Raw genomic sequence first — 9,827 nt, forward strand, 5'->3', positions numbered from 1 at the left:
ACGACACGCGCCTGCGCCTCGGACAGCAGTTGTGCGAGGCAGGTGCTTTCCCCCTGCGCGCCGAGCGCCACGGCGTGCACCGTACAGGCGGGCCAGCGTGTGAAGACGGTGTCCCGCGGCAGGTCGGACCGTTCGGCGAGCAACACGTAGGCCACCAGCGCTTCCAGGACGAGCGTGGTCCGCCGGACGACGGACTCCGACCCCTCGAAGGCCGACGGCTCCCCCGCCTCGAGCCATGCCCGCTCGCAGTCGTCCAGCAGCTGCGCGGGATCCACCAGCATGTTTCCCTCCCCGACCGGGCCGTACCTTCTTGCAGTCCGGACCGGCTGATGTCTACCGTTCTACCATTCCTTTGCCTTTGGAACACAAGGGCTGCGCAAACGGAATGGCGAGCACCGGTTCTGCCGGAACACATGAAGGAGCCTGTTTGACGACGAGTGCCGGACTCCGGGCATGACGCGTTTGTCAGTGGCCGGTGGTTCCATACGAGAGGGCTCGTCGCACTGCTGTCGGGCACAAGGGGGGCGTCGATGACGACGGATGTCGAGGCCGGGGCACCGGCCGCACTGCACGCGGAGCTTCTGGCGGCGGCAGGTCCGGAACGCGTCCTGACTCCGGCGGCCTTGCGGCGGCTGCTGGTCGGGACGGACAGGACCGTAATCGCCGAGGCCCTGAGCCGAGTCGTGCGGGACGGCGTCACGCTTCCTCCCACCCTGGCGACCTCGTTCGGCGTGCCGACCGGCAGTCCGGGGACGCCGTCCGGGCCGGCCCGTCCCGCGCCCGCCCGGCCCCCGGAGGAGGTACCCGCGCCCCCCNCCCCGCCGTACCGGTGCAGAGAGCGCCCGGTCCACGCTTCACCCTCGAGGTGGGGCCGGACAGCCGGCTCGACCTGGCCGCGCTGACGATACAGACGCTGCGCCCGGCTCCGGCCCTGTCGGCCCCACCCGCACCGGCACCGGCACCGGCACCTCCGGCACGCCCTGCCGCCGATGCCGCCGACGCGGCTTTCGAGGGCTCCGGTACGAGCCAGGCCGTCTTCAACCCGCTGAAGTACTACCGCAAGATGATCGGCAGGTATCCGCTGCTCTCCCGGCAGCAGGAGGCGGAGCTGGCCCAGGCCATCGAGGCGGGACTGCTGGCGCAGGAAAAGCTGGACAAAGCCGACAGAAAAATCGCCCCCGAGCTGCGGCGCGAGTTCCAGCAGATCGTCCGTCTCGGGGAGCAAGCGTTCACGGACTTCGTCCAGGCGAACCTCCGGTTGGTGGTCAACGTTGCCACCTGGTACGCCGGGCGCGGGCTGGACCTCATGGATCTGATCCAGGAGGGCAATCTGGGCCTGCTTCGCGCAATCGAGAAGTTCGACCACCGCAAGGGCTTCAAGTTTTCGAGCTATGCCGTCCCACACATCCGCCAGTCGATCCTGCGGGCTATTGCCGATCAGAGTCGCACCGTACGCCTCCCTGTACACGCCCATGACACCGTGGCCGCACTCCACAAGGCTGCGCGGGAGCTGAGGTACGACGCCCCAGCCGACGCTCTCTCAGCAGTAGCAGCTCTGGTGGGGATACCAGTGGTCAAGGCGGCCGAACTTCTGGCGCAAGTGCGCCGAACCGTCCCGTTGGAGGAGCTGACCGAGGCTATCGGCGACGATGCGCTGCACGAGGAGGCTGACCGCAGCACGAGTGGACCGCATCTGCTCGAACCCGACGCGTATTACCGGAATCTGTCGCCGGAAGAAGTGCACTCCGTGCTCAGCTGTCTCACGGAACGGGAGCATCGGATCCTCACCCTTCGGCACGGACTTGACGGAGGACCTGAGTTGACTCTCGACGCAATCGGTCGGGACGTAGTTCTCACAAGGGAGCGTGTGCGTCAGATCGAAGCACAGGCCATGGAGAAGCTGCGTGAGCTCATCCACGAGTACCAGAACCCTCAGCGGCCGCTCCTCAGCAGCCCTCCTGTTGCCGAGCCGTGCACGACCGCTCCGACGGAACCGTCCGTGGACCTCGCCGACGAGCTCCACGTGACCCGGAAGGTCCACTACAGCGGACAGATCAGGGTGGACCGGCAGACGATCTACGTGGGTGTGCAGTACGCCGGTGAGATCGTTACGGTCCTGCTGGAGGACGAGTGGTTCCGGGTGCTGTTCAGAGGACGCCCCATCGCGGTCACCCCCCGGCAACACCGTCCCGGGGCCGGCGATATCCACGGCACCGTCGGCTGAACCACAACGCAGCCTCACCCCCGTCGACGTCGACGCAGGGCGCATATGCCGACTCCGTTCACGGACTGCGGTATGACCGGTTCCCCGACGGTTCCGCACATCATGGGGCTTTCCCGGTACGGAGATCGGCCGGGCCTGGTGTAATCGGCGGCGGACGATCGAGGATCAAGGGGGCCATCATGCAGGCCAAGGAGACGTTGTTCGCCGATCTCGTGCAGGGCCGGGCCCAGCAGTTCCAGGTGCCTCTCCACCAACGGACGTACTCCTTGGTGGACGGGGACCGCCACCTGTTCGAGGTTCCGGTGACCGCGCTGCCATGGCAGACGGGCCCCCGGCCCGCCCCTCGGAGGCCGGGGGCCCGTCGATGCCGGACCGGCTCCCGGCGTCAGTTCGGGTCCGTCGTCGAGATCACCATCAGCTTGGTCACGGTGCCGTCGTCGCCGACCACGTCGCGCACGTGCCGGAAGCCCAGTCGGCGGCCCAGTGCCAGGCTGGCGGTGTTGTCGGCGCCGACCATGCCGTAGGCCTCCTTCAGGCCCAGGTCGTCGGCGGCGTGGCGGAGCAGGCCGCGGACCACTTCCGTGCCCAGGCCCCGGCCCCAGTACTCGGGGGCGAGGGCGGTGATCAGTTCGTGGCCGTCGACGTTGCCGGTCTTCTTCACCTCGGCGTGGCCGACGTAGACCTCTTCGAGCCACAGGCCCCACACGTCGAACCTGCGCTGCGGGTAGACGTCGGTGAGGATGGCGCGGAACAGCGTGCGGATGTCGGCCTCCGGCACGCGTTCCTGGCCCATCCAGCGGCAGACCTCCTCGTCGCGCAGCAGGGCCACGAAGACGTCCTCGTCCTCGGGGCGGTAGGGCCGGAACGTGAGTCGTTCGGTGTGCAGGACCGGTGTCATGACGGCTCCTCGGGACGGGCGGACGGGCGGGCGGGGCGGAGGCCGGGGCGCGGTTGCGGGACGCACCCCGGCCTGTCCTTCGTGGCGGGGCGGGACGCGTCAGGCTTCGGTGTTCTCCATGCGCTCCCGCAGGCTGCGCGGGCGCATGTCGGTCCAGACCTCGTCGACGTAGGCGGAGCACTCCGCCTCCGTGCCCTCCTTGCCGACGGGCTGCCAGCCGGCGGGCACCTCGATGTCGACGGGCCACAGCGAGTACTGCTCCTCGTCGTTGCGGAGCACCTGGTAGCGGGTGTTCTCGTCCATGTCTGTCGGTCTCGCTCTCTCGGGTCGGACGGGTGACGGGAAATGGGCTGGTGGTGCGGTGTCCGGCGGTGGGGCGCGGGCCGCGGGGCGGGGCGTCACCGGTTGTCCCGGGCGTGGTGGGCGATGCGGCGCAGGGCCTCGGCGAAGTCGTCCGCGACACGTCGCACGGTGTCCGTGGCGTGGAGGGCGGGCCGGTGGTGCCAGGTGAAGGACAGCCGGCCGCCCTGCACCGCGCCGACGACCTCCAGCGGGTGGGAGCCGCTGTCGCGCGGATCGTGGTGCCGTCCGAACGATCCGTGCTCGGCGCGCACCAGGCCGTCGCCGGGGTGCTCCGGGCGGGCGTCCCACTGGCCGAGGTAGTTGAAGACGACCTGTCCGTGCGCGGCCCGTCCGAGCCGCTCGCGCACCTCGGGCGGACCGAAGGTGCGCAGCGCGCCGAAGCCCAGGCCGTTGCCGGGCACGGCGCGCAGCTGGCGGCGCACCGACTTCACCAGGGTCCGCCAGTCCCGGGCGGGGCCGAGGTCGGCGGGTTCGGGCACTTGGAGGGCGACGGGGTGGACGGTGGTGAACCAGCCGACCGTGCGGGAGAGGTCCACGTCGTCGAGGACGTCCTCGCGGCCGTGTCCCTCCAGGTCCAGGCGGACCTCCTCGCGGCCGGTCCAGCGGGCCAGGGCCAGGGCGAGGGCGGCGAGCAGCACGTCGTTGACGCGGGTGCGGTAGGCCGTCGGCGCGGCGCGCAGCAGTGCCTCGGTGTCCGCCTCGTCCAGTTCGACGGTGAGGGTGTCGACGAGGCCCGTCTCCGGCCCGGCCGGTGCCTCGGCCGGCCGGGGCTCGGCGTTCACCGCCCTTTCCCAGTAGGGCAGTTCGTCGTCGAGTGCGCCGGCCGCGACGTGCGCGGCGAGACCCCGGGCCCAGTCGCGGAAGGAGGTGGTGCGTTCGCCCGGCGCGACGGTCCCGCCCTGGACGGCCTGCCGGTAGGCGGCCTCCAGGTCGTCGCGCAGGATGCGCCAGGACACGGCGTCCACGACGAGGTGGTGCGCGACCAGGAGGAGGAAGGCGGGCCGGTCGGCGGCCCCGGTGAACAGGGCCGCCCGCAGCAGCGGACCGCGTGCCAGGTCGAACCCGGTGTGCAGGTCGTCGGCGGCCTTCTCCATCGCCGCGTCGGCATCGGCGGGGGTCAGCCCGCTCAGGTCGTGGCGGCTCAGGAGCCGGTCGCGGTCGGTGTCGGACGGCGGCGGGTTGAACTGGCGCCAGCCGCCTTCCCCCTCGGTGAAGCGCATGCGCAGGGCGTCGTGGTGGTCGAGCAGGGCGTTCAGGGCCGTTTCCAGGGCGGCGGCGTCCGGGGCGGTGCCGAGTTCCAGCAGCAGCGACTGGTTGAAGTGGCCGTGGCTCGCGCGCGGGCTGGTCAGGAACCACTCCTGGATGGGGGTGAGCGGCACGTCTCCGCTCACCGGGCCGTCCCCGGAGTGCCGGGGCGCGCCGGTGACGACGGTGGCCAGTTCGGCGACCGTCTGGTGGGTGAACAGGTCGCGGGTGGCCAGGTGCAGTCCGTCCCGCCGCAGCCGTGACACGACCTGCATGCTGAGGATGGAGTCGCCGCCGAGGTGGAAGAAGTTGTCGTGCGCGCCGACGTCCGCCACGCCGAGGACGTCGGCCCAGATGCGGGCGATGCGGTGTTCGGTGTCGGTGCGCGGTGCCGTGCGCGGCCCGGCGGCGGTGTGCGTGGGGCCGGGTTCGGGCAGGGCGCCGCGGTCGGTCTTGCCGTTCGGGGTGAGCGGCAGGCGCTCCAGCGGCACGAATGCCGACGGGACCATGTGCGGCGGGAGCAGCCCGGCGAGGTGGTCGCGCAGCTCCGGCACCGGCAGTTCCTCCGTGGTGCCCTCGGCGGGCACGACGTAGGCCACGAGCCGTCCGCCGGACCGGCCGTCCGGGCCGGTCCCGCCACCGCGTACGGTGACCACCGCGTCGCGCACCCGCGGGCTGCGGCGCAGCGCGCTCTCGATCTCTCCGGGCTCGATGCGGAAGCCGCGCAGCTTCACCTGGTCGTCGGCGCGTCCGGCGAAGCGCAGTTCGCCGGACGCGTCCCAGCGGGCCAGGTCACCGGTGCGGTACATCCTCCCTCCTTGCCCGCCATCGGGCAGGAGGGGCCCACCCGGCGCGCCGAACGGGTCGGCGACGAAGCGGGAGGCGGTCAGGCCGGGCCGGTTCAGGTAGCCGCGGGCCAGTCCGGGTCCGGCCACGTACAGTTCGCCGGTGACGCCGGGCGGGACGGGGCGCAGGGCGGCGTCGAGGACGTGGACGCGGGTGGCGCCGGCCGGGCGGCCGATCGGCGGGGCGCCCGCGCCCGGGGCGAGGGGTCCGGTCCAGGTGGCGACGACGGTGGCCTCGGTCGGGCCGTACGAGTTGATCATGCGTCGGCCGGGTGCCCACCGTTCGACGAGGTGGGCCGGGCACGCCTCGGCGCCCACGATGAGGGTGCGCAGGTGCGGCAGGGCGTCGGAGGTCTCGGGGGCGACCGTGGCCAGGGCGGCGGGCGGGATCAGCGTGTGGCTGACGCGCCGTTCGGCGAGGACCTGGGCGAGCCGCTCGCCGACGAGCGGGCCTTCCTCCCCGGTGACGAGGGTGGCTCCGCTCAGCAGGGACACGCACAGCTCCAGCACGGAGGCGTCGAAGCTGGGCGAGGCGAACTGCAGGACCCGGTCGCCGGGGCCCGCGTCGTAGCGGTCGGCGGCGGCCGCGGCGAAGGCGGCCAGGCCGCTGTGGGTCACCGTCACGCCCTTGGGTGTGCCGCTGGAGCCGGATGTGTAGATCACGTACGCCGGGTGGGCGGTGGTCAGCGCGGCCGTGCGGTCGGCGTCCGTGGGCGCGGTGTCCGGCCCGTCCGCGTCCCGTACGGCGGCGGGGTCGTCCAGGACGAGCCGGGCGCCCGCGTCGCGCAGCATGAACTCCCGCCGCTGCTCGGGGTAGTCCGGGTCGACGGGCAGGAAGGCACCGCCGGCCTTGGCCACGGCGAGCTGGGCCACCACCGTCTCCGCGCCGCGGGGCAGGGCCAGCGCCACGATCCGCTCGGGTCCCACGCCGCGGGCGATGAGCCGGTGCGCCAGCCGGTTGGCGGCGCGCTCGACCTCCGCGTACGTCAGCTCGCGGCCGTCGGCGTCGGCCAGGGCCACGGCGTCGGGCGTGCGGGCGGCCTGCGCCTCGAACAGCTCCGGCAGCGTCGCCGCCGGCACCGGGCGGGCGGCGACGTGTCCCTGGTCGAGGACGGCCTTGAGCGTCTCGTCGGTGGCGAGGGGCAGGGCGCCCACGGGCCGGTCGGGGTCGTCGGCGACGGCGGTCAGGAGCGTGGCGAGCTGGTCGGCCATCCGTTCGGCGGTGGCCGCGTCGAACAGGTCGGTGTTGTAGGTGAGCAGGCCGTGCAGTTCTCCGGCGGGGGTCTCGGCGAACTCCAGGGTGAGGTCGAACGCCGCGTGCCGCAGGTCCGTGTCGACGTCGGTGACCTCGATGCCGGGCAGGTCGAGGTCGGCGGCCGGGGCGTTCTGCAGCACCACCATGACCTGGAACAGGGGGGTGCGGCTGGTGTCTCGGACCGGCTGCACCTCGTCCACCACCCGTTCGAACGGCGCCTCCTGGTGGGCGAAGGCGTCCAGTACGGTCGCGCGTACCTCGGTGAGGAACTCGGTGAAGGGAAGACCGGGTTCGACGCGGGAGCGCAGGACCAGGGTGTTGACGAAGAACCCTACGAGGTTCTGGGTCTCGGCGCGGTCGCGGCCGGAGGTGACCGTGCCGACGGTGATGTCCCGGCCGCCGGTCAGGCGGGCCAGATAGGTCTGCGCGGCGGCGACCAGCGTGGTGAACAGGGTGGCCTGCCGGTACCGGCCCACCTGGGCGAGGCGGTGGGTCGTGCCGCGCGGCAGGACGAGGCGCACGGTGGCGCCGTCGTGGGTGCGCACCGCCGGACGCGGCCGGTCGGTGGGCAGGTCCAGCGTTTCCAGGCCGGCCAGGTGCTCCTTCCAGTACGCGAGGTGTTCGTCCGTGCCGTTGCCGCGCTGCCAGTGGGCGTAGTCGGCGTACTGCACGGACAGTGGCGGCAACTGCCCTGCTTCCGCGCCCAGTTCGGCCCGGTAGAAGTGGGCGAGGTCGCCGGTGAGCACTCCGGTGGACCAGCCGTCGGTGACGATGTGGTGCAGGGTCAGCGTCAGGACGTGCTCGTCGTCCGAGAGCCTGATCAGCCCCGCGTGCAGCAGCGGGCCGCGCCGCAGGTCGAAGGTGCGGGCGCGCTCGGCCTCCAGCAGCTCCCGCAGCCGGGCCGCCCGGTCGGTCTCCGTCATGGCCGACAGGTCGTGCAGCGGCAGTGGCACGTCCGGCGCCGGGTGGACGATCTGCACGCCGTGGCCGTCCACCGTGTCGAAGGTGGTGCGCAGCGCCTCGTGCCGCTCGACCAGGGCGCGCAGGGCCGCGGTGAGGGCGGGCACGTCGAGCCGGCCGCGCAGGCGCAGGGCCGGCGCGGTGACGTACTCGCCGCTGCCCGGCGCGAACTCCTCCAGGAACCACAGGCGTTGCTGGGCGTACGACATCGGGGCGGGTGTGTCGCGGGGGACCGGGACGATCGCGGTGGGCGCGGCGTCGCCGGACGGCTCCGCGGTGAGCAGGGCGGCGAGGGCGGCGGGGGTGGGGTGGGTGAACACCTCGCGCGGTGACAGGTCGGTGCCGAACGCCTCGGACAGGCGGGCGGCCAGCCGGATGCTGAGGATGGAGTCACCGCCCAGCTGGAAGAAGTCGTCCTCCACGCCGGGCCGTCGCACGGCGAGGACCTCCGCGAAGACGTCGGCGGTGCGCCGCTCGGCGTCGGTGCGCGGCGCGGTCGGCTCACCCCGCCCGTCACCGCTCGCGGGCTCCGGCGCCGGGAGGACGGCCCGGTCGACCTTGCCGTTGCCGCTGAGCGGCAGCGCGGGCAGGGCGACGAACGCCGAGGGCACGAGGTGGTCGGGGAGCGAGCGCCGGGCGTACTCCCGTACGGCCGTGACGTCCTCGGGGCCGACCACGTAGGCCACCAGGCGCCGGCTGCCGGGCCGGTCCTCGCGGGCCACGACCGCCACGTCCGTGACGCCGGGATGCGCCGCGAGGGCCGCCTCCACCTCGCCGGGTTCGACGCGGAAGCCGCGGATCTTCACCTGGTCGTCGGTGCGGCCCAGGAACTCGACCGTGCCGTCGGAGCGGCGGCGGGCCAGGTCGCCGGTGCGGTACATGCGCGTGCCGGGCGGGCCGGCGGGGTCGGCGAGGAAGCGGGCGGCGGTGTCGCCGGGACGGCCCAGGTAGCCGCGTGCCACGCCCTCGCCGGCGAGGTACAGCTCGCCGGCGCAGCCCGGCGGCACGGGCCGCAGCCGGCCGTCGAGGACGTGGACCCGCATGTCGTCGAGCGGGTGGCCGATGGGCACGGCGTGGGGGACGGCCGTCGCGTCGGTGAGCACGAAGGACGTCGCGAACGTCGTCGTCTCGGTGGGGCCGTAGCCGTCCACGACGGTCAGGCCGGGGCAGGCGGACAGCACGCGGCGTACGGCCGCGGCGGGCACCACGTCGCCGCCGGTCCACACCTGGCGCAGGCCGGCGAAGCAGTCCGGCGCGTCCTGCGCCAGCAGCCGGAAGAGGCCGGCGGTCAGCCACAGCGCGCTCAGGCCGCCGTCGCGGGCCAGGCACCGCAGCAGTGCCGCGTCCAGGGGCCGGGGCGGTGCCACGACCACGCAGCCACCGGTGAGCAGGGGCGCCCACACCTCGAAGGTGGCGGCGTCGAAGGCCACCGGGGAGTGCAGCAGCACCCAATCGCACACCCCGCCGGTGAAACGGCTGTCGGTGGCGAGGGCGGCCACGTCACGGTGCCGTACCGCGACCGCCTTGGGCTCGCCGGTCGACCCGGAGGTGAACATCACGTACGCCAGCCGGTCGGCGTCCGCGGGTACGGCCGCGGGCGCGCCCGGCACGGGGGTGCGTGCGGCGGCGACGTCCGCGGCGGTCAGCTCGGCCGTCGCGCCCGCCCGCTCGATCAGCGTGCGGCGCCGCTCCTCGGGGGCACGGGTGTCCACCGGTACGTAGGCGCCGCCCGCCTTGAGGACGGCGAGCTGGGCGACGACGAGTTCGGCGCAGCGGTCCATCAGCAGCGCCACCCGGTCCTCCGCCCGCAGGCCGCCGGCCAGGAGCCGGGACGCCACGGCGTCGGACCAGTCGTCGAGGCGGCGGTACGTCAGCTCCGTGTCGCCGTCGCGCAGGGCGGGCGCGTCGGGGGTGCGGCGGGCCTGCTCGGCGAACAGCTCGACGGGGCTGCGCGGCGCCGTCCGCCGGGCGGTGGCGTCCCACCCCTCCAACAGGGCGCGGTCGTCCTCGGTCAGCGGCTCGAGGCCGGTCACGTCC

General features: G+C 73.4%; 5 protein-coding genes and 1 pseudogene. 2 read left to right on the forward strand and 4 right to left on the reverse strand.

The genetic code is table 11. The features are described 5' to 3' along the window. On the reverse strand, positions 1-281 hold a 281-nt coding region (locus tag RH94_RS40575), incomplete at its 3' end, for a hypothetical protein (RefSeq protein ID WP_158073014.1). 249 nt (positions 282-530) lie between these two features. Between RH94_RS40575 and RH94_RS42290 the strand changes: the two are divergent. Both RH94_RS42290 and RH94_RS04200 read left to right on the forward strand, forming a co-directional pair. Beyond that, positions 531-815 (forward strand): annotated as a pseudogene (locus tag RH94_RS42290) (sigma-70 family RNA polymerase sigma factor); the annotation flags it as partial. A gap of 248 nt (positions 816-1,063) precedes the next feature. Further along, positions 1,064-2,224 (forward strand): sigma-70 family RNA polymerase sigma factor, encoded by a 1,161-nt coding sequence (locus RH94_RS04200; RefSeq protein ID WP_234425524.1) that lies wholly within the window; start codon positions 1,064-1,066, stop codon positions 2,222-2,224. A 385-nt stretch (positions 2,225-2,609) separates the two neighbouring features. Here the strand turns inward: RH94_RS04200 and RH94_RS04205 are convergent, their stop codons facing one another. From RH94_RS04205 to RH94_RS42295, 3 genes are all read right to left on the reverse strand, one after another. Continuing rightward, on the reverse strand, positions 2,610-3,122 hold the full coding sequence (locus tag RH94_RS04205) for a GNAT family N-acetyltransferase (RefSeq protein WP_073946307.1): 513 nt from the start codon (positions 3,120-3,122) through the stop codon (positions 2,610-2,612). 99 nt (positions 3,123-3,221) lie between these two features. Continuing rightward, the gene (locus tag RH94_RS04210) at positions 3,222-3,425 is read right to left on the reverse strand and encodes an MbtH family protein (RefSeq protein ID WP_073946308.1); all 204 of its coding nucleotides are present in this window, start codon (positions 3,423-3,425) and stop codon (positions 3,222-3,224) included. Positions 3,426-3,520: 95 nt separating this feature from the next. Beyond that, positions 3,521-9,827: amino acid adenylation domain-containing protein (locus RH94_RS42295; RefSeq protein ID WP_407697254.1), on the reverse strand; the 6,307-nt coding region annotated here is incomplete at its 5' end.

The sequence above is a fragment of the Streptomyces kebangsaanensis genome, assembly GCF_001906585.1.
GTDB lineage: Bacteria > Actinomycetota > Actinomycetes > Streptomycetales > Streptomycetaceae > Streptomyces > Streptomyces kebangsaanensis.